Source organism: Kurthia populi (assembly GCF_042686175.1).
GTDB classification, from domain to species: Bacteria; Bacillota; Bacilli; order Bacillales_A; family Planococcaceae; genus Kurthia; species Kurthia populi.
Map to the genome: position 1 here is coordinate 90,115 of NZ_JBHUOR010000008.1, position 19,992 is coordinate 110,106.

Below are 19,992 nucleotides of genomic sequence, written 5' to 3' on the forward strand. Positions count from 1 at the left end.
ATTAGCCCTTTCTTTTCTCGACATCTCGGTGAGTAATAACCGTTGGTAACTCTTTTTCAAGAAGATGCCCAAAATATTCCGCTAATGTCACAGAACGATGTTGACCACCCGTGCAACCAAACGCAATTACTAATTGGCTTTTTCCTTCTTCTTGATAACGCGGTAGCATAAATTCAAATAGATCCGTTAACTTGTTAATAAGCGTTTGCGTATCGTCCATTTTTAATACATAAGAGGATACTTCCTCATCTAGCCCCGTCATTGGACGCAGTTTTTCAATATAATAGGGGTTCGGTAAAAAGCGCACATCAAATACGAGATCCGCATCAATTGGCATCCCATGCTTAAAGCCAAATGACATCACATTTACATTAAAGCTTTTGGACATTTGCGCTGAAAACTCCGTAATAATGCGCTCACGCAATTCTTTTGGTTTCATGCTTGATGTATTGTAGATGTACTGCGAGCGTTCTTTTACTTCTGTTAATAATTCACGCTCATGACGAATGCCATCTAATGGACGTCCTGTTGATGCCAATGGATGTGAACGACGCGTTTCTTTATAACGACGTACGAGTACCTCATCATCTGCATCCAAGAATAAAATTTTCGTTTCCACAATATCCTCATCCGCAATTTGATCAATCGCATCAATTAATGATGAGAAGAAATCGCCTCCACGTAAATCCATGACCGCAACCATTCGAGTAATGCCTTTTGTTGATTCTTTCATGAGATTGACAAAAGTAGGGAGTAATGTCGGTGGTAAGTTGTCGATGCAATAAAAACCTAAGTCCTCAAAGCTGCGTACTGCTACCGATTTTCCCGCCCCTGACATTCCTGTAATAATAATTAACTCGTTCGATTGTGGGTTTGGCATGTTAATTTCCATTCCTTTCGACAGACGTCTGAACTGTGCTATTTAGTAATTCATATTCTTCCGTATATGTGAATGTACCGTATTGAACACCAGGCTCATTTACAGCAAATAATAAATCAATTCGGTCGCCTTCATTCATTGGCAATGTTTCTAAGTCCTTCACGTCGCGCCATTCTAAAACGCCTTCACGTGTTTCCCCGTATGGTGTACCTTCAAGGTCATTTGCTAAAAATGTATAAAGCATCCACTCATTAATGACCTCATCACCGCGCTTGATAACCATTGTAAAAACACCTTTTAAATGTGCATCAATGGCCTTCGTACCAGTTTCTTCAAAATATTCACGTGTGGCTGCCTCAAAAATTGATTCGCCATCTTCCATTTTGCCTCCTGGTGCTACATACCAGCCGCGTCGTGGTTTTTTTAATAGAAGAACTTTTCCATCCTTCTTTACTAATAAGTTCGCAATTCGTTGCACAACACGACACCTCATTTCTCTATTGTTCTATCCTTCATTATACAATGGATAGCTAAAAACGTATATCTTTCGGATTGCGCTAGTGGCATAAAATGTCGCGAAAAAGGCCCTGAATACAAAAAAAGACCCCTTCTCGCGTGCGGTCGAGAAGGGGCTTATCAATATTCTAAAACTCAAAGGGGTTATTACATGTACTACTATAACTCATATGTGTAACAGAGCTGTTACGCACATATTTGAATTTTATTTCAACTATTTCAATTCGATTGCAAAGCCTACTTTTGTACGGCTAATTCTTCGATTAATTCTTCGATATATGCTTGTGCAGCTTGTGCAGCGATACTACCATCACCTGTTGCCGTAACGATTTGACGAAGTGTTTTTTCGCGTACGTCACCAGCAGCGTAAATACCTGCTACAGATGTTTCCATTTTTTCGTTAGTTGGAATGTAACCAGCTTCGTTTGTGATGCCTAGTTCTGCGAATGGTTTTGTTAATGGATTCATACCAATGTAGATGAATACACCATTTGCATCAACAGTTGATTCCGTACCATCCACTGTATTTGTTAATGTTACGCTACCTACTTTACCATCTTGTTCATTGATTTCTTTTACTGTGTTATTCCAAATAAAATCAATTTTTTCGTTTGCAAACGCACGATCTTGGATGATTTTTTGTGCGCGCAATTTATCACGACGGTGAACGATTGTTACTTTGTCAGCAAAGCGAGTTAAGTAAATTCCTTCTTCTACTGCAGAGTCACCGCCACCTACAACGATTAAGTTTTTGTTACGGAAGAATGCGCCATCACATACAGCACAGTAACTTACGCCGCGGCCACCAAGTTCTGATTCGCCTGGCACGCCCATTTTTTTGTACTCAGCACCTGTTGAGATAATGATTGTGCGTGTTTTGTATTCTTTTTGACCAGCAACGATTGTTTTATATTCTTTGCCGTCTGTGATTGAAGAAACGTCACCGTATGCATATTCTGCACCAAATTTTTTCGCGTGCTCGAACATTTTTGTTGAAAGGTCTGGACCTAAGATTGTTTCAAATCCTGGGTAGTTTTCAACTTCCTCTGTATTCGCCATTTGACCGCCTGGAATCCCACGCTCGATCATTAATGTTGAAAGGTTTGCACGAGATGTATAAACAGCAGCTGTCATACCTGCAGGGCCTGCACCGATAATGACAACATCATAAATTTTTTCTTCTGACATTTCAAATTCCTCCTAAATAGTTCCTCTATACCCTAGATAGTATAGTATCTTTTCTTTTTTCACAACAAATCTGCCTAGTCAAAAATCGGCAGGAATTGCATAAGTTCATCTACATATTTGGTAAGTGTTTTCGTTGTAGTACCGTACCATTCGGCAATTTCTTTTTTCGTAACTTTTTCACGTACAGCATAAAACATGTATTCTGTCGCCGCAGCTAATGCCAGCGGATTTTTAAATGCATATTCTTCGTGCAATCCTTTTTCAAAAAGCACAAGCCATAGCTGTAGTAAAAATGTTGTATCCATTGTTAGCGGCTCATGTTGCGCATATAATTTCTCAAGTACTTCTACAGCACGATAAAAGTTTGCTAACGCAACATCCTCTGAAAAATCGTGGTTCATAGCGTACGCTAATAAAAGCTTTTCAATGGTCGAATAATTATCGATATTAATCAGTGTAGGATGCGCTAGTAGCTCTTGTTTAAATGGTGATTTACCGAGTAAGAATAAGCCAAGTAAACGCTCCTGTAAAATTTCATGCTCTAAGCGCCCAATCAAATAATCGCGGTCGCTTAAAATATCGTCACTGTCCGGCACTTCCACGACATTTGCCCATGGTTCTAAGCCTTCTTTTGACGGGTCAATTAGCATCAATTCATCCCATACTTTATGAGATTCCTCTTCGCATCCTGAAAAATAGGCTGCATGAGACAGCCAGAAGTAGTAGCCCGTATCCCCAACATAGCCAAGCTTTTTCAAGCTACGAAGCCACTTATATGCTTGCTCATATTGGCCAATCAATGCCAGTGTCGCACCTAATTTGTAGCGATGCTCGACAAAATAAGGTTGTAGCTTTAACAAGGTTTCTGTTAAGAGATGTAATTCATCAGCATCATTTTGTTCATAATAAGACATCACCGTTAAGTTGCAAAGTGCATGAATATTGCCGTAATTGCCAATGAGCACCTCATGTAGCAGTGCACGTGCCTGCTCATGCTCGCCCTTATAAAAATACGCAAGCGCTAAATTATTATAGGCTGACCAAAAATCTGGATATTCCGCAATTAAGTTTTCCAAGATTTCAATTGCTGGTTCAAAGTCGCCCTTCTCCATTAAATGCCGTGCGCGCTCTTGCTCATAATTCTTCTCAGCAGAACCCTGACGATTCTCAAGTGGTTCTTCTTTTAAAAGCTCCGTCACAATCTCAATAATCTCTTCTGCCTCTTCGCGGTATTCACCAGCCGGTTCAATTTCTAAATAATGCGTTGCAAAATTAATTGCATCTTCTGCAAGCCCCATATTCGCCGAAACCTCTGCTAAAAAAAGCACCGTCTCCGGGTCATTTGGCTCCACATTATTCGCATGTCGTAACAGTTCAAGTGCCTCTAAAAACGATTCTTCTTCCATTTTTAAATAAGCCATCTGAACAAGAATTTTTGCATCATCAGGACTTAACTCTAATGCGCGTTTTAAATATTTTTTTGCTTGGTCAAAATGGTTCTGTTCCAGTGCTTTCATCGCCTTATGATAATAAAAATCACCTGTTGGGATGAATGAAACAACATTATTCGCACTAGTTTCCATCGTTGTATGATTTTTCTCCAAGAAATTTTCCTCCGAAAAGCATGAAGGAACGTCGTCGCGTCCCTGTATTTTAATTCTTTTAATTATAGCATACCTACGATTATAGCAATGTTTGCACCAGAAAAAAAGAAGCTTAGCTTATGCCAAACTTCTTCATTTCATTATTCATGTGAATCATGACGTTTTTCTAGGACACCTAAGACATCATATAAATCAACATTTTGCTCTTTAAGTAAAACAAGCAAGTGATAAATCAAATCTGCCACTTCCCATTTTAATTCTTCTGCATCACGATTTTTTGCGGCAATAACCGATTCTGTCGCTTCTTCGCCAACCTTCTTGCAAATTTTATCGACACCTTCATTGAAAAGATATGTCGTGTATGCCCCCTCTGGCATTTCAGCTGCGCGTGTATCAATGACACGTTTTAGTGTTTCTAAAATGTCGAGTGAGCCCGTCTCAGCAGGCTTCTCTTGAATGACATTATAAAAGCATGACTCCGCACCCGTATGACAAGCAGGTCCTGCTGGTAAAACTTCAACAACAAGTGCATCCTCATCACAATCCGAGCGCATTGCAACGACCTTTTGCGTATTGCCACTCGTTGCACCCTTATGCCATAATTCCTGGCGTGAACGTGAGTAAAACCACGTTTCCCCCGTTTCAAGCGTCTTGTTATACGATTCTTCATTCATATAAGCAACAGTTAATACTTCCTTTGTTTGCGCGTGTTGCACAACAGCTGTAATTAACCCTTTATCATCAAATTTTAAGCTCATCGTACAGCGACCCCTTTACTACGCAAATAATTTTTCACTTCAGCAACCGATGTTTCCTTGTAGTGGAAAATCGATGCTGCAAGTGCCGCATCCGCATCTGCTTCCGTTAAAGTTTCATAAAAGTGCTCCGCATTCCCTGCACCGCCACTTGCGATAACTGGCACATTCACTGCTGTGCGAATTTCTTTTAGTAATGCATTATCAAAGCCCGTCTTTTCACCGTCTTTATCCATACTTGTCACAAGTAATTCCCCTGCACCTAATGCGACGGCTTCCTTCGCCCACGCAACGGCCTCTTTCGGGAATTTATTACGACCTCCATGGGTATAAATCATCCATGTGCCGTCTTCCTCACTCCATTTCGCATCGATAGCAACGACGATACATTGTGCGCCGAAATAATCCGAGCCTTCTTTAATTAATTGCGGATTTTGTAGTGCCGCCGAATTTACCGATACTTTATCAGCACCCGCACGCAGCATACGCGTCATATCTGCTAACGTACGAATCCCACCACCAACAGTGAATGGAATCGATAACGCAGACGCCGTTTCGCGAACAACATCAACCATTGTTTCGCGTCCTTCATGCGTTGCAGAAATATCTAAAAATACAAGCTCATCCGCACCTTGCTCATTATAAAATTTTGCAAGCTCCACAGGGTCTCCTGCATCACGTAATGATACGAATTGAACGCCCTTTACAACGCGTCCTTCCTTCACATCAAGGCATGGAATAATCCGTTTTGTTAGCATTATTTCGCCCCCTCAAGTGCCTCTTCTAGCGTAAATCGTCCTGTGTATAAAGCTTTTCCGATAATTACGCCGCCGATTGTTGAGTCGGTTGCCGCTTCTTTCACTGCTTCGATATCCGCTAATGAGCTCATCCCACCACTGACAATTACTTCTGCACCTGTTGCGGCTGAAAGTTCTTTGTTTGCAGCAATATTCGGTCCTTGTAATGTACCGTCTGTCGCAATATCTGTGAAGATGAAATGCTTCGCACCGCGCTCCACGAAATATTTCGCTACATCCGTCGCTTTTTGGTCCGATGTTTCAATCCAACCATGTGTTGCGACCATACCGTCTTTCGCATCTAAGCCAATGACAATACAATCTGCGCCAAATTCTTCGATAAATGTTGCCACAAGCTCTGGCTCACGAATCGCCAATGAACCAATGATCACGCGGTCTACATCATGTTCTAAATAAAAGCGTACATCCTCAATTGAGCGAATACCACCACCGATTTGTACCTTTACAGGAAGCTCCTTTGCAACGCGAATCACGTCATTTGCATGCACGCGCTCGCCGTCCTTTGCTCCGTCTAAATCAACCATATGTACATATGTCGCACCTGCATCACTGAACTGCTTTGCCATATCAAATGGAGAATCCGCATAGACTGTTTCCTGCGCATAATCCCCTTTATATAAACGTACGCATTTACCGCCACGCATGTCGATTGCTGGATAAATTTGAATAGTTGTCATCGTTAAGCCTCTCCCTTTTCAATGCCTTTTAGCCAAGCCGTTAATAATGCCACACCGCAGCTACCTGATTTTTCTGGGTGGAACTGCATCCCTGTAATCGATCCTTTTTGAACGATACCCGGTACAATTTCACCACCGTAGTCTGCATAGGCGACTAAATCTGCGTCCTCTAAATCCGTCGCATAAAATGAATGCACGAAATACACATACTCATTATCTAATGCTTCTTTTGACAGCCATACTGGGTAGCGTTTAAATTGTAAGTTATTCCATCCCATATGCGGTACACGATATGCTTCACCTGTAGCATCTTTCCCGCTAAATTCGGCAATGCGTCCTTTGAACAAGCCAAGACCTTTGTTGTCGCCTTTCTCTACGCTTGTCTCAAATAATAATTGCATCCCTAAGCAAATGCCTAATAGCGGTTTTTTAGTCGCGACGACTTCATCAAATAAAGAAACTAGATTCGTTTCCTCTAGACGCGTCATGGCATCCGGAAATGCGCCAACTCCTGGTAAAATTAACGCATCTGCTGCTAGTAGCTCTGCCTTATCCGCAGAAATAATTACATCTGCACCAAGACGTTTTACCGCTTGCTCCACACTAAATAAATTGCCCATGCCATAATCGATAATCCCAATCTTCATCAAGTTTCCCCCTAGCCTAGCAAGCCTTTTGTTGATGGTACACCTTTTACGCGTGGATCGATTTGAACAGCATCATCTAGTGCACGTGCTGTCGCCTTAAACATCGCCTCGATAATGTGATGTGTATTGTGACCATACGGAACAATAATGTGTAAATTAATACGTGCTTCAAGCGCAAATTTCCAGAAGAATTCATGCACAAGCTCTGTATCAAATGTGCCGACCTTAGCTTGTGGTAGCTCTGCGCGGAATTCTAAATGTGGACGGTCCGAGCAATCAACGAATACTTGTGCAAGCGCATCGTCCATCGGAACGAATGCATGACCATAGCGACGAATGCCCTTTTTATCGCCAAGCGCTTGACGTACAACCTGACCTAGCACAATGCCTAAATCCTCCGTAGTATGGTGGTCATCGATTTCTGTATCGCCATTCGCTTTAATGACACCATCGTATAAACCATGCTTCACGAATAAATCAAGCATATGGTCCATGAAAGGTACACCCGTATCAACCGTAGCTTTCCCTTCACCATCTAGGTTTAATTCGATTTCAATTTGTGTTTCATTCGTTTGACGTGCAATTTTTGCTGAACGTGTCATCATTAGTCCTCCTTATTCCAGCCGCGAGATTCTACTGCGCGGGCATGTGCTTCTAAGCCTTCAAGTCGTGCAAGTCGCGCAATTTTAGGCGCATTCTCTTGCCATGTTTGTTCTGAATAATATACAACGCTCGTACGTTTAATAAAGTCATCTACATTTAAGCCTGATGCAAAACGTGCTGTTGAGTTCGTTGGTAAAACGTGGTTGGTCCCCGCAAAATAATCCCCTACTGGCTCTGAGCTATAGCGTCCTAAGAAAATCGCACCCGCGTTTTTCACTTGTTCCATAATAGCCTCTGGATTTTTCGTGACAATTTCTAAGTGTTCTGGCGCTAATGTATTAATCGCGTCCACTACTTGTGTCATCGTTTCACCAACATAAATCGCACCATAATTTTCAATCGCTTTACGTGCAATCGCTTCACGAGGTAATGTTTGCAGTTGTTTTTCCACTTCATCAGATACCGCTTTCGCAAGCGCATCACTTGTTGTTACAAGTACCGCACAAGCCATCGGGTCATGCTCTGCTTGGGATAATAAGTCAGCTGCCACTTCATCAGCATGTGCTGTTTCATCCGCAATAACCGCAATCTCGCTTGGACCAGCAATCATATCAATCGCTACTTCACCGAATACTTCACGTTTTGCGAGTGCCACGAAAATATTCCCTGGACCGGTAATTTTATCGACACCGTCAATTGTTTCCGTCCCATATGCAAGTGCCGCAATCGCTTGTGCACCGCCCATTTTATAAATTTCTGTTACGCCTAAAATAGAGGCTGCTGCAAGTACCGCTGCTGGTAGTTTGCCGTCCTTATCACAGGGTGTTGCAATAACAATGCGTTCAACGCCTGCTACTTGTGCGGGCACCACATTCATTAATACAGAAGATGGGTACGCTGCAGAGCCACCTGGCACATATAAACCAACCGATGCAATCGCCGTAATGCGCTGTGCAAGCCATGATCCATCTGCTAGCGGTAATTTATAGCCATCGCGTTTTTGTTGCTCGTGATAATAACGAATATTCGCTGCCGCTTCTGTTAAATCGGCAATGATTTGAGGATCCATTGAAGCAACGGCTTCGTCGATTTCCTGTGCAGTTACACGTAACGCATCAAGTGCTACACCGTCCCATTTTTCACTATATGCCTTTACCGCTGCATCGCCCTTCGCTTTGACATCGGCTAATACTTCACGCACCGTACGAAGCTGTTCTTCATTGCCACCTTCTAACTGACGTTTTAATGAAATGTCTGCTGTTAATTGTTGAATTTTCATTATTTTAGCCTTCTCTCACACATTTTTTCAGACGTTTTACAAGGTCTTGGATTCGGTCATTTTTCATGCGGTAGCTCGCTTGGTTTGCAATTAAACGCGATGATACATCGACCACAAATTCATACTCTACTAAGCCATTTTCTTTTAATGTTTGACCCGTTGATACAATGTCGACAATACGATCTGCTAGACCAATCATTGGCGCCAATTCAATTGAGCCATTTAAACCAATAATTTCGACCTGCTCGCCCTTTTCACGGTAATAATCTGAAGCGATATTTGGATATTTCGTTGCGATACGTGGTGCAATGTCGTTTAGCTCTGTATTTGGTAAACCAGCTGAAGTCACATGACATTTTGAAATATTTAAATCTAATAACTCATGTACATTGCGACGTTCCTCTAACAGAACATCTTTTCCAGCGATGCCAATATCCGCTACGCCATGCTCTACATACGTTGGTACGTCCATTGGCTTCGCTAAAATAAAACGAATATTTTCTTCTGGTATTTCAATCATCAGTTTACGTGACATTTCGACGTTCGCTGGTAAGTTGAACCCCGCTTCGATTAACATGTCATATGCTTCTTCAAAAATACGACCCTTTGGCATCGCGATTGTTAATGCTGTATTACTCATAGTGAAGTTCCTCCTTGACCAATGCGTACGACGTCGCCAAACTGTTCTTCAAATGTAGCTAAGTCATCTAAGCCTTCAATTGCTTGTAATGTTGTGCGTTTTCCTTGTGCACGCAGTGTTTCTGCTGTTTCTAATGCTTCTTTTAATTGTGTAGAGACGAATAATACAAGTACATCGTCTTTTTCGATTTCCTGCTTCGGCATTACTTCAACTAAATAATCGATACGCATTCCAAATCCAATCGCACCGACATCTTTACCAAAGTCACTTAATAAGCCATCATAGCGCCCACCATTTCCTAGTGAGAAACCTGACCCTGCTGCATACACTTCAAATAGCATCCCCGTGTAATAATTCATATGACTTGCTAATGTAAAATCGAATGCGATATATTTTGCAACATCTGCTATTTCTAAAATCGATGCTAGCTGTTCCATATAAAGTAGGGCTTGTTTTTCTGATAAGTATTTTGAAATTTGGCGAATACTTTTTAGCTCTGTCGCTTCTTCTAAGAAAGCAAGTAGCGTTTCCTCTTCACTACGTGGCAGACGATAGCGCGCAACTGCTTCTTCAAATCCTACAAGGTTTTTCTGCACAAGTAATTGATGTAATTCTTCAAATTGCTCATCTGTTTCAACATTTTTACGAAGAATGGCATCTAAAATACCGGCGTTTCCAATCGTAATTTTGAAATCTTCAATGCCTAATTGTTTTAAGAAATCAATCGCTGTTAAAATCACTTCCGCATCTGCATACACAGAAGAATCTCCGATAATTTCAATACCCATTTGACTAAATTCTGCTGGGCGGCCTCCTTCATGCTCCTGTGCACGGAAAACATTCTCAAAATACGCCAGACGCAACGGAATTTTTTCCTTCAATAATTTTGATGATGCAACACGTGCAATCGGCGTTGTCATGTCCGGACGAAGTACAAGCGTATTCCCTTGTGTATCGACTAATTTGAATAATGAAGATTCGACAATAGCCGACGCTTTACCGACTGTGTCGTAGTATTCAAGTGTAGGTGTTTTTAAAAATTCATAGCCACGTAACTGTAGAAATTCGCGCCCCTTACTGCGAACGGCTTCTTGCTTTTCAAATATTTTTGGGAATGTATCGCGCATTCCTAGCGGTTTTTCAAATTTACGAATTGATGACATGTTGACACTTCCTTATCCAAAATACTTTAATACACTAGAGTATTAGAGAACTAATATGTTGAAGATATTTTAACGCAATCATGTTAATTCGTCAACCTTATTTCAGATTTGATTGAATAAACAGACTATTTGAATCAAAAACGAGGTTATCTCCTCCTCGCTTCACGCTCTTCTTTCGTATAAATAATACGCATCGGATTGCCACCAGCCATTGCACCTGCAGGAACATCTTTATTCACTAATGTCATCGCAGAAACTACTGCCCCGTCGCCAATTGTCACACCTGGTAAAATTGTGGAGTTGGCTCCGATCATCACATTATTTCCAATGATAACATCACCAAGTCGGTACTCATCCACTAAATATTCATGCGCTAAAATCGTTGTGTTAAAGCCAATAATGGCGTCATCTCCAACTGAAATGCGCTCTGGGAACATCGTATCAGGTGTCACCTTCAGCGCGAAGGCTGTTCGTTTCCCTACCTTCATCCGAAGAAACGTCCGATACATCCAGTTCTTCCATGATAAAAATGGTGTAATGCGTGCAATTTCAATAACGATAAAACATTTAACAATTTTCCAAAAAGAAACCGTTTTGTATACCTGCCATAGCGACGTCGATCCTTCTACTGGATAGCGTGTCGTTTTACGCATGGCTTTTAATTCCTACGATGTCGTATAAATCCGTCATATCATGTAGGATATAATCCGGATTAAATTGCTCTAAATACGCTATACCTTTATATGACCATGCCACACCGGCTGCTTTAACGCCTGCATTATGCCCACCTAAAATATCATGTGAATTGTCGCCAATCATTAAAGTTTTTGATTTTTCAACACCAAGAAGCGCAACTGCTTTTTCAACTGGCTCTGGATGCGGCTTTGTATGCGTTACTTCATCCTGTGAAATAATAACTTCAAATAATTCCGTAATGCCCATTAAATCTAAGCCTTTTCGTAGTGTATCACCACGTTTCGTTGACACAACAGCTAAACGTACCCCTGCTTCTCGCAATGCTACTAGCACTTCTTTTACATGTGGAAACTCTGTTACTAGCTCATCGTGATGCTCCTGATTCCATAAACGATACTCAGCGACTAATGACTCCGCATTACTTGCATCTACCTCTGTAAAAGATTCCACGAGTGTTGGCCCGATAAATTTCAAATAATCTTCACGTTGATAACGTCCTGGAAATTTTGGATCAATAACATGCGCAAACGTTTCAATAATTAAATCATTCGTGTTTAACAATGTTCCATCAAAATCAAATAATAATGCTTCAAAATTCATAAAGCGGCACCTCTCTCTTCTTTTCTTTATTATAACGAAAAAAAGAGCATCGCGTTATCCGCAATACTCTTCTTCCTCAATCTTTATAACGTACTGGTTTCATTTTTACACGACGATAAATAAAAACAATCACCGCGATCACTAATGCAATTAATGAAACAAGCTGTGCTGTACGGAAGCCCATAATTAATAGACTATCTGTGCGAAGGCCTTCAATAAAGAAGCGACCGAATGAATACCAAATAACATACGTTAAGAAAATTTCGCCACGGCGGAGATTCACTTTGCGTAATAATAGTAAGACAATCAGGCCTAAAATATTCCACAGTGATTCGTATAAGAATGTTGGGTGGTAATAAATACCGCCAATATTCATTTGATTAATAATCCAATCTGGAATCATTAAGTTTTCTAAAAATTCTTGTGTCACAGGGCCACCATGCGCTTCTTGGTTCATAAAGTTACCCCAGCGACCAAGAATTTGACCAATTAAAATCGATGGCGCTAAAATATCTGCCACTTGCCAGAAGCTAACCCCACGCTTTTTACAAAATACATAAACTGTAATACCGCCACCGATTAATGCACCGTGAATCGCAATCCCACCATTCCAAATTTGAATGATATCCCCAGGATTTTGACTGTAATAAGACCATTCAAAAATGACATAGTAAATGCGCGCGCAAATGATGGCGATTGGCACTGTCCAAATTAATAAGTCGGTTAAAAATTCATCTCCAAAACCGCGTTTTTTCATTTCGTTTTGTGCAACAAAATATCCGAGTAAAATTCCGCAAGCAATAATAATACCATACCAGCGGACATCAATTGCTCCTATTGAAAAAGCTACCGGATCAATTGCCATTAAAGCTAAATCCATGTTGTTCTCCTTTCACAACGTTACATATCTGATTTTTCTTGAATAACACTTTCAAGACGTTGTGTAAATTCTTCAGCCGAGTTAATTCCTAGATTTTTCAAACGATAGTTCATCGCTGCTACTTCAATAATAACGGCTAAGTTTCGTCCTGGACGCACCGGAATCGTTAACTTTGTCAGTTCTGTATCAAGGACTTTCATCGTTTGTGTTTCTAGGCCTAGTCGGTCATATGTTTTTTCAGCATCCCATAGTTCTAAATCAATGACAAGCGAAATGCGCTTATTACGACGTACGGCACTAGCACCAAACATTGTCATAATATTAATTAAACCAATTCCACGAATCTCTAACATATGGTCAATTAACTTTGGTGCATTGCCGACCAACATATTTTCCGATTCTTGACGGATTTCTACGCAATCGTCCGCCACCAAGCGATGGCCTTTTTTTACAAGCTCTAGCGCCGTTTCACTTTTACCTACGCCGCTTTTACCTGTCAATAAAACACCAATACCATAAATATCAACTAACACCCCATGTACTGCTGTCATCGGTGCAAGACGACTTTCCAAATAGTTTGTTAACATACTTGAAAATCGTGTCGTTTTTAACTTTGTCATTAATACAGGAACATGATTTGCCTCTGAAGCTTCAATCAACTCTTTTGGCACTTCCATGTTATGTGAAATAATAATTGCCGGTGTATTTGCGGCACATAATTGATTCATACGGTCACGCTTCGCTTCAACCGATAATGTATTAAAAAATGATAACTCTGATTTTCCTAACAACTGTACGCGTTCGGCCGGGTAATGATGAAAGTATCCTGCCATCTCTAACCCTGGACGTGAAATATCACTTGTTAAAATGTGACGACCAATACCTTCTTCTCCGCTTTCTAGCGTCAAATCAAACATTTCCATTACATCTTTTGTACTCACTTGATCCACTTCATACACACTCCTCTCATACCTTCCTATTTTAGCAACCTAACACATAAAAAGAAACTGTTCCAAACGCGTAACTTTGCGTTAAGAGCAGTTTCGTAGAACAATTATTTTTTTTCAGCCAACCATTTCGCTAAAGTATCTGCTTCCTCATCTTTTACAAGACCTGCTGGCATGCCGCCTTTTGTACCTTCTTTAATAATTTTCGCAATTTCCTCTTCTGATTTTTCAGCACCAATTTTAGTAAGTGCAGGTGCTGAGCCACCTTCTAAGTTTTTACCGTGACAACCCATACATTTTTGCTCTGCTAATTGCGCTGCATCCGGTTCTGCTGAAGTACCATTTTCTTTTCCTGATTCATCACTACTTCCACATGCTGCTAACAATAGTGATGCTCCCATCATGACGCCAAAAAATGCTTTTTTCAATGTGACTCCCCCTCCAATTATTAATCCTTGCAGTCGCTTTCAGTATAGCATGAAATCTACCTAATGAACTTGCTTTGCCCATTTATTCGCTTCATAATGCATGCGTAAAATAGTACTTGCCGGTACTTCTATTTGCTGCGCAAATTGACGAATACGCTCGATTTCCATATTTTCTAACGAAATAACAAGTTGTAAATAAGGCTGTAATGGCGTAGCTTCTCCATTAAGCGTTGCAACAACACCTTCTGACAATGGCAACTGCTCTAAAATTTGATGCAACGGTCGCCCTAAAATAACATCTATCAACGAAAACATACCGACTAAAAAATATTCCGAATGCAATTTCCCACCATTATAGCGCGCTAGTGATTCACACATTTTTGCACGAATTAATGACGTCCGCATCACTTCCTCCATACGCCCCGAAACTTTCGTGTCCCGCATTTCTCGATACGTTAAAATATGCAACCACTGCTGTAAATCACGTAGTCCAAGTGAAATAATCGCCTCTTTAATCGAACGTACTTTATTCAAACGTCGTTTAGGGGAACTATTAATCAATTTTAATAATTTATAAGATAAAGACATATCACGCTCGATTGTTTCTGCTAAGTCATTAATGTTTGGATCTGTTTCACGTAAAAGAGCGATCACACGGTAATACTGTAAAATGTTCGCAGGAATTTCCTGCGTCACAATAATCTGTGGACGTTTAAAAAAATAGCCTTGGAATAACTTATAACCATGTCTACGCGCCCATGTATATTCTTCAACAGTCTCTACTTTTTCAGCTAATAATGTAATATGCGGATAATAGCTGCGCACTAAATATTCTATTTTTAGGCGTTCCTCCTCAGATGCAAGTAAGAAATCCACCTTAATAATATCAACATACTTAAAAATTTCAGATTCTAGTAAATCATCGTTTAATAAAAAATCATCTAATGCGATACGATATCCTAAACCCTTTAATTCCTGCACACGCTCGATAATATCCACTGTAATGACGATATCTTCTAGTAGTTCAACAACGACAAGTTGGGCTGAAAGTTGCTCAAATATGGGGCTCATCAAAAGATTCTCTGTGAAGTTAATAAAGCATGGCCGTCCTTGCGATAATTCATCTACACCAAATGAAACAAACGTTTTCGCAATGACATCATAAGTAGCTACATCTGCATCTGGCATCTCAAAATAATTTTTTTCATTATGGCGATACAGTAGTTCATACGCATACACTTGCTCTAACTCATCAAAAATCGGTTGCCTCCCAATATACGCTTCCAAAAGCAGCCTCCCCCTCTAACGTTGTTTCCCATTATTTTACACAAAAAAATAGCTGTAGGAAACGTATTCCCTACAGCCTTAAAAAATATGCTTATTTCTTTGAAAATTTTGCCCTAATCGCAGCAATCAAAGCTGGTAAAACCGAGATAAAAATAATCGCTAAAACAACAATTGAGAAATTATCCTTCACAATCGGAATATTACCGAAGAAGTAACCCGCTAATACGCAAACTGCTGTCCATAATGCGCCACCGATAATATTATACATAAGGAAGTAGCGATAATTCATACGACTAGCGCCTGCTACAAATGGAATGAAGGTACGGATAAAAGGCATAAAGCGCGCAATTAAAACTGTTTTACCACCATGTTTATTGAAAAATAGTTGTGCTTTTTCAACGTTTTCTTGGCTAATAAAACGCCCTAAAAAACTTCCTGGCTTGATTGTTGTTCCAACACGTTTCCCAATTTCAAAATTCAAGCTGTCGCCTAACACTGCTGCAACGAAAAATGTTAGCAACACGAGTGGTAATTTTAATCCACCTATAGCTGCTAAAGCACCGCTTGCAAATAATAATGAATCACCAGGCAAGAATGGGAAAATAACGACGCCGGTTTCAATAAAGACGATTAAAAACATCAATCCATATGTCCAGAAACCAAAGTCTTTAATCAATTCAACTAAATGTTCATCAATATGCATAATAAAGTCGAATAAAAATTTAATAATATCCAAATTTGTCACTCACAATCTTTCAAAATACGTAATGTATCATACGCCTATTGCTACTTACAAGCAACGTTTTATTGCTTTTAAAGTTGCGTATTTACATAATCTTTACAAATATTTTTCAAACCATACGACAAGTTGTTTCAGACGTTCTTGTCGTAAATTTGGGAGTCCGGTACGTGATAAATCATGATTTGCTCGTGGGAAGCGAACAAACTTCGTCGTTTTCCCCATTGATTTAAGCGTCATGTAAAACTGCTCTGCTTGCTCAATTGGACAGCGATAATCTTGCTCGCTATGTAAAATCAGTAAGGGCGTTTCAACTTTTTCCGCATATTTCAGCGGCGAATGCGCCCATAATTTATTTACATCCGTCATATCGCTACCAATTTGCCATTCTGTAAAATAATAGCCAATATCTGATACACCGTAAAAGCTTGTCCAATTGGAAATAGAGCGCTGTGTTGCCGCTACCTTGAACCGATTTGTATGACCAACAATCCAATTCGTCATAAATCCTCCGTAGCTACCACCTGTTACAGCTAAGCGATGTTCATCAATCCACGGATTTTCTTCTAAAACGATGTCTACAGCTTGCATTAAATCACGATAATCGCCACCACCATAATCATTGCGACAGCCATTGACGAATGCTTGACTATAGCCATGACTACCTCTTGGATTAACATACACAACACCATAGCCTTTTGCCGCGAACAACTGCATTTCATGAATAAAGGTATTGCCATACATCATATGTGGTCCACCATGAATATTTAAAAGTAGCGGATACTGCTTGCCCTCTTCATATGCTGCTGGTTTCATTAGCCAGCCAAATACAAGCTCACCTGCATCATTTGTAAAATTAAATGCTTCAGGCTCTACAATCGTTACCTCTTTTTCAAAAGCTGTATTAAAACGTGTTAACTGTTCACGTTCACCTGTTGAAATATTAAGTGCATATAATTCACCAATATGCGTCGAATCACTAATTGTCGCAATCGCATGGATTGCATCGTGATTAACATCATAGCCATAGACATGCTCATTTTCAGGCGTTGCTGGATAAATTGCTCCGTCAAGCGTCGCGTAATAAAGACGTGTATCACCCATCGAAGACATTTGGAAATAAAGCGCATTATCATCACACCAAACAACACCTGGGGCTACAGCACCTTGTTGTACATCCGCTGTTTGATAATCTCCTACTGGTAAGTCCATTGCTGCCGTTAAGCTGTAATAATACTGTTCTTTCACATCATAAATATATACTTCTGCATGTGCTGCATTTTTAAACGGCTCTAAAGGCGAGCCAACAAACGCTACATACCGATCATCTAAAGAAAAATACGCCTCTCCGAAATACCCTTGCATATCCGTAATCAATGTTTCTTCCTTTGTCTCGATATCTACAATATAAAGTGGTGAGCTAAAATCATGGTCCCGTTGTTCTTCATCCGCGCGATTCACAGCATATACTAGCTTCGTTCCATCATTTGATAAAGCTGCAAAATGGTAGTCAAATGTGTCATTTGTAAAACGTGTAATGCGCTGTGTAAGTACATCAATTGAGCCAATTTGGCTATGACGATTTTTAGCGAGTAATCCCATCCCATTTAATTTGTAGCGCATGCCGCTAACTTCATATACGTCTGGGCGCTTAGGATTGATTTTCGTTGCCATATCTGTAAATTCTTTATCTTCTTCTACATTGGCACTAAACCAAATAGATTCTGAATTCGGTGACCATTCATAGTTTGTTAGACCGTACATAAAGTTCGTTAAGCATTGTGCTTCGCCACCTCGAGTTGGCAAAATATATAGTTGATTCTTTTTAGAACGCGTCGCTAAAAAACTTACATAACGTGCATCTGGTGACCACTTAATATTTAAAATACGTTCCTTAAGATGTGTCCATTGCGTAATTTCTTTCGTTTCTAAATTAATATGATACAAGTAGCCATAATACGTATTGTCGCGATCATTCATCTCTGTACGGACAAAAATTGCTTCTTTTCCATTTGGTGATAATACTGGACTTGTAACTGAATGTAATTGATATAAATCCTTTGCTTCTATTAAACGTGTCATCTCAAATTCCCCCTCGAAATTCTTCGTATACCATATCTTACCATACTCACTAAATTATCTAAGTTTTCTATTATGTTCTGAAAATTTATGTAAAAACCCTTGTCTTTGTCATGTATTTGTCACAGTTTTATGATAACATTGATAATGCAATTTCATAGCATCGGAGGCGTTTTTATGTCAAAACAGCAACCTGAACTTCAGCGAGGTCTGGAGTCAAGACACATCACGTTAATGTCGCTCGGTGCCGCTATCGGGGTAGGATTATTTTTAGGTTCTGCGGGAGCAATTAAGTTAGCCGGACCTGCCGTCTTACTGACTTACGCACTCGGGGGTATTTTCATTTTTTTCATGATGCGTGCACTTGGTGAAATCGCAACAGATCATCCTGTTGCGGGTTCATTCAGCCGCTACGCACAGGAGCTACTAGGCCCACTCGCTGGATTTTTAACGGGCTGGAACTATTGGTTCTTATGGATTGTCACATGTATGGCGGAAATTACTGCAGCAGGAATTTACATGCAACTGTGGTTCCCGGATTCGCCAAAATGGATGTGGGCATTATTTGCACTTATCCTAATGACGATTATTAACCTAATCGCTGCAAAAGCATTTGGTGAACTGGAATTTTGGTTTGCAATGGTTAAAGTCGTAGCCATCATCTTTATGATTGTTCTAGGCCTTGGCTTAATCTTATTTGGCCTTGGAAATGGCGGAGATGCAATTGGTTTCAGTAATTTATGGTCACATGGTGGATTTATGCCAAATGGATTTGGTGGTATCATCGCCGCACTACCAATTGTTATGTTCGCTTACTTAGGAGTTGAAATGATTGGTGTAACGGCTGGAGAAGCGAAAAATCCGAAAAAGATAATTCCACGTGCAATTAATACCGTATTAATTCGTATTCTCGTATTCTATATCGGGGCATTAACGGTCATTATGGCTATTTATCCGTGGGATCAAATTACAGATGGTAATAGCCCATTTGTCATGATGTTTGAAAACGTTGGTATTCGTTACGCAACCGGAATTATTAACTTCGTTGTATTAACCGCTGCCCTTTCAAGCTGTAACTCAGGAATTTTCAGTACGGGTCGTATGTTATTTAATTTAAGTCATCAAAAGCAAGCTCCAAAAATTTTCGGAAAAGTTGGTAAAACAGGTGTACCTACAAATGCGATCTATATGTCTGCAATTGTTTTACTAATTGGCGTTGTATTAAACTACTTTGTCGATGAAAAGGTCTTTACATATATCACAAGTGTTTCAACATTTGGAGCTGTCTTTACATGGATTATGATTTTGATAACACAAATTAAATATCGTAAAACCTTATCGAAAGAACAAATAAATAAGTTATCATTTAAAATGTTCCTTTATCCATTTACGTCGTATATTTCGATTATTTTCTTCTTATTCGTCGTTATTTTAATGGCATTTAACGAAGGCACTCGTATCGCATTAATTGTCGGTCCAATTTGGATGATTTTATTGCTTGTTCTATACTTCGGTTACTATAAAAATAAAATGATTAAATAATCATTCATAGGCCCACAGCGCAAA

21 protein-coding genes are annotated in these 19,992 nt (G+C 40.0%); 1 reads left to right on the forward strand and 20 read right to left on the reverse strand.

Annotated elements, in window-relative coordinates; all coding sequences use genetic code 11:
- Window position 1: 1 nt before the first annotated feature.
- The 20 genes from rapZ to ACFSY7_RS01600 all read right to left on the reverse strand — a co-directional run bounded on the left by rapZ (window position 2) and on the right by ACFSY7_RS01600 (window position 18,429).
- Entirely contained in the window at window positions 2–880 is an 879-nt protein-coding gene (gene rapZ / locus ACFSY7_RS01505) for an RNase adapter RapZ (protein WP_126991263.1), read from the reverse strand.
- A 1-nt stretch (window position 881) separates the two neighbouring features.
- Window positions 882–1,358 carry an NUDIX hydrolase gene (locus ACFSY7_RS01510; protein WP_126991262.1) on the reverse strand — a complete coding sequence of 159 codons (477 nt, stop codon included), beginning with the start codon at window positions 1,356–1,358 and terminating at the stop codon, window positions 882–884.
- Between the two features lie 275 nt (window positions 1,359–1,633).
- Window positions 1,634–2,584, reverse strand: coding sequence for a thioredoxin-disulfide reductase (gene trxB / locus ACFSY7_RS01515; protein WP_126991261.1), 951 nt, complete (start codon window positions 2,582–2,584; stop codon window positions 1,634–1,636).
- A gap of 74 nt (window positions 2,585–2,658) precedes the next feature.
- Window positions 2,659–4,188, reverse strand: coding sequence for a tetratricopeptide repeat protein (locus ACFSY7_RS01520; RefSeq protein WP_380146562.1), 1,530 nt, complete (start codon window positions 4,186–4,188; stop codon window positions 2,659–2,661).
- Window positions 4,189–4,328: 140 nt separating this feature from the next.
- A complete protein-coding gene (gene hisIE, locus ACFSY7_RS01525) occupies window positions 4,329–4,946 on the reverse strand; it encodes a bifunctional phosphoribosyl-AMP cyclohydrolase/phosphoribosyl-ATP diphosphatase HisIE (protein ID WP_139995505.1) in 618 nt (205 codons plus the stop codon).
- Window positions 4,943–5,701, reverse strand: a complete 759-nt coding sequence (hisF, locus tag ACFSY7_RS01530) for an imidazole glycerol phosphate synthase subunit HisF (RefSeq protein WP_380146563.1) — start codon at window positions 5,699–5,701, stop codon at window positions 4,943–4,945. The genes hisIE and hisF overlap by 4 nt, the downstream gene beginning before the upstream one ends.
- Window positions 5,701–6,438, reverse strand: coding sequence for a 1-(5-phosphoribosyl)-5-[(5-phosphoribosylamino)methylideneamino]imidazole-4-carboxamide isomerase (gene hisA, locus ACFSY7_RS01535; protein WP_380146564.1), 738 nt, complete (start codon window positions 6,436–6,438; stop codon window positions 5,701–5,703). Before hisA ends, hisF begins: the two co-directional genes overlap by 1 nt.
- Before the next feature lie 2 nt (window positions 6,439–6,440).
- Window positions 6,441–7,085, reverse strand: coding sequence for an imidazole glycerol phosphate synthase subunit HisH (hisH, locus tag ACFSY7_RS01540; protein ID WP_380146565.1), 645 nt, complete (start codon window positions 7,083–7,085; stop codon window positions 6,441–6,443).
- Window positions 7,086–7,096: 11 nt separating this feature from the next.
- Window positions 7,097–7,687: an imidazoleglycerol-phosphate dehydratase HisB gene (gene hisB / locus ACFSY7_RS01545; protein WP_126991255.1), complete on the reverse strand. Its 591-nt coding sequence runs from the start codon at window positions 7,685–7,687 to the stop codon at window positions 7,097–7,099.
- A gap of 2 nt (window positions 7,688–7,689) precedes the next feature.
- Window positions 7,690–8,967 carry a histidinol dehydrogenase gene (gene hisD / locus ACFSY7_RS01550; protein ID WP_380146568.1) on the reverse strand — a complete coding sequence of 426 codons (1,278 nt, stop codon included), beginning with the start codon at window positions 8,965–8,967 and terminating at the stop codon, window positions 7,690–7,692.
- 4 nt (window positions 8,968–8,971) lie between these two features.
- Window positions 8,972–9,607: an ATP phosphoribosyltransferase gene (hisG, locus tag ACFSY7_RS01555; protein WP_380146569.1), complete on the reverse strand. Its 636-nt coding sequence runs from the start codon at window positions 9,605–9,607 to the stop codon at window positions 8,972–8,974.
- Window positions 9,604–10,770, reverse strand: a complete 1,167-nt coding sequence (locus ACFSY7_RS01560; protein WP_126991252.1) for an ATP phosphoribosyltransferase regulatory subunit — start codon at window positions 10,768–10,770, stop codon at window positions 9,604–9,606. Before ACFSY7_RS01560 ends, hisG begins: the two co-directional genes overlap by 4 nt.
- A 146-nt stretch (window positions 10,771–10,916) precedes the next feature.
- Window positions 10,917–11,423: an acyltransferase gene (locus ACFSY7_RS01565; protein WP_126991251.1), complete on the reverse strand. Its 507-nt coding sequence runs from the start codon at window positions 11,421–11,423 to the stop codon at window positions 10,917–10,919.
- Window positions 11,416–12,066, reverse strand: a complete 651-nt coding sequence (gene ppaX / locus ACFSY7_RS01570) for a pyrophosphatase PpaX (RefSeq protein WP_380146570.1) — start codon at window positions 12,064–12,066, stop codon at window positions 11,416–11,418. Before ppaX ends, ACFSY7_RS01565 begins: the two co-directional genes overlap by 8 nt.
- 76 nt (window positions 12,067–12,142) lie before the next feature.
- The gene (lgt, locus tag ACFSY7_RS01575) at window positions 12,143–12,946 is read right to left on the reverse strand and encodes a prolipoprotein diacylglyceryl transferase (protein ID WP_380146571.1); all 804 of its coding nucleotides are present in this window, start codon (window positions 12,944–12,946) and stop codon (window positions 12,143–12,145) included.
- Window positions 12,947–12,966: 20 nt separating this feature from the next.
- A complete protein-coding gene (hprK, locus tag ACFSY7_RS01580) occupies window positions 12,967–13,896 on the reverse strand; it encodes an HPr(Ser) kinase/phosphatase (protein ID WP_126991248.1) in 930 nt (309 codons plus the stop codon).
- Between the two features lie 104 nt (window positions 13,897–14,000).
- The gene (gene cccB / locus ACFSY7_RS01585) at window positions 14,001–14,321 is read right to left on the reverse strand and encodes a cytochrome c551 (RefSeq protein ID WP_126991247.1); all 321 of its coding nucleotides are present in this window, start codon (window positions 14,319–14,321) and stop codon (window positions 14,001–14,003) included.
- A 60-nt stretch (window positions 14,322–14,381) separates the two neighbouring features.
- Window positions 14,382–15,608: an EAL and HDOD domain-containing protein gene (locus tag ACFSY7_RS01590; protein WP_380146572.1), complete on the reverse strand. Its 1,227-nt coding sequence runs from the start codon at window positions 15,606–15,608 to the stop codon at window positions 14,382–14,384.
- Between the two features lie 91 nt (window positions 15,609–15,699).
- Window positions 15,700–16,344, reverse strand: coding sequence for a VTT domain-containing protein (locus ACFSY7_RS01595; protein ID WP_139995485.1), 645 nt, complete (start codon window positions 16,342–16,344; stop codon window positions 15,700–15,702).
- A 102-nt stretch (window positions 16,345–16,446) separates the two neighbouring features.
- Window positions 16,447–18,429, reverse strand: a complete 1,983-nt coding sequence (locus ACFSY7_RS01600; RefSeq protein ID WP_380146573.1) for a S9 family peptidase — start codon at window positions 18,427–18,429, stop codon at window positions 16,447–16,449.
- A 174-nt stretch (window positions 18,430–18,603) separates the two neighbouring features.
- Between ACFSY7_RS01600 and ACFSY7_RS01605 the strand changes: the two genes are divergently transcribed.
- On the forward strand, window positions 18,604–19,968 hold the full coding sequence (locus ACFSY7_RS01605; RefSeq protein ID WP_126991243.1) for an amino acid permease: 1,365 nt from the start codon (window positions 18,604–18,606) through the stop codon (window positions 19,966–19,968).
- Window positions 19,969–19,992: the final 24 nt, after the last annotated feature.

Coding starts and splice junctions, on each gene's coding strand:
- hisG (WP_380146569.1), bottom strand. CDS start 9,607: ATGAGTAATACAGCATTAACAATCGCGATGCCAAAGGGTCGTATTTTT.
- lgt (WP_380146571.1), bottom strand. CDS start 12,946: ATGGATTTAGCTTTAATGGCAATTGATCCGGTAGCTTTTTCAATAGGA.
- hisIE (WP_139995505.1), bottom strand. CDS start 4,946: ATGAGCTTAAAATTTGATGATAAAGGGTTAATTACAGCTGTTGTGCAA.
- ACFSY7_RS01565 (WP_126991251.1), bottom strand. CDS start 11,423: ATGCGTAAAACGACACGCTATCCAGTAGAAGGATCGACGTCGCTATGG.
- rapZ (WP_126991263.1), bottom strand. CDS start 880: ATGCCAAACCCACAATCGAACGAGTTAATTATTATTACAGGAATGTCA.
- ACFSY7_RS01605 (WP_126991243.1), top strand. CDS start 18,604: ATGTCAAAACAGCAACCTGAACTTCAGCGAGGTCTGGAGTCAAGACAC.
- hisD (WP_380146568.1), bottom strand. CDS start 8,967: ATGAAAATTCAACAATTAACAGCAGACATTTCATTAAAACGTCAGTTA.
- ACFSY7_RS01560 (WP_126991252.1), bottom strand. CDS start 10,770: ATGTCATCAATTCGTAAATTTGAAAAACCGCTAGGAATGCGCGATACA.
- hisB (WP_126991255.1), bottom strand. CDS start 7,687: ATGACACGTTCAGCAAAAATTGCACGTCAAACGAATGAAACACAAATT.
- trxB (WP_126991261.1), bottom strand. CDS start 2,584: ATGTCAGAAGAAAAAATTTATGATGTTGTCATTATCGGTGCAGGCCCT.
- ACFSY7_RS01600 (WP_380146573.1), bottom strand. CDS start 18,429: ATGACACGTTTAATAGAAGCAAAGGATTTATATCAATTACATTCAGTT.
- hisA (WP_380146564.1), bottom strand. CDS start 6,438: ATGACAACTATTCAAATTTATCCAGCAATCGACATGCGTGGCGGTAAA.
- hisH (WP_380146565.1), bottom strand. CDS start 7,085: ATGAAGATTGGGATTATCGATTATGGCATGGGCAATTTATTTAGTGTG.
- hisF (WP_380146563.1), bottom strand. CDS start 5,701: ATGCTAACAAAACGGATTATTCCATGCCTTGATGTGAAGGAAGGACGC.
- ppaX (WP_380146570.1), bottom strand. CDS start 12,066: ATGAATTTTGAAGCATTATTATTTGATTTTGATGGAACATTGTTAAAC.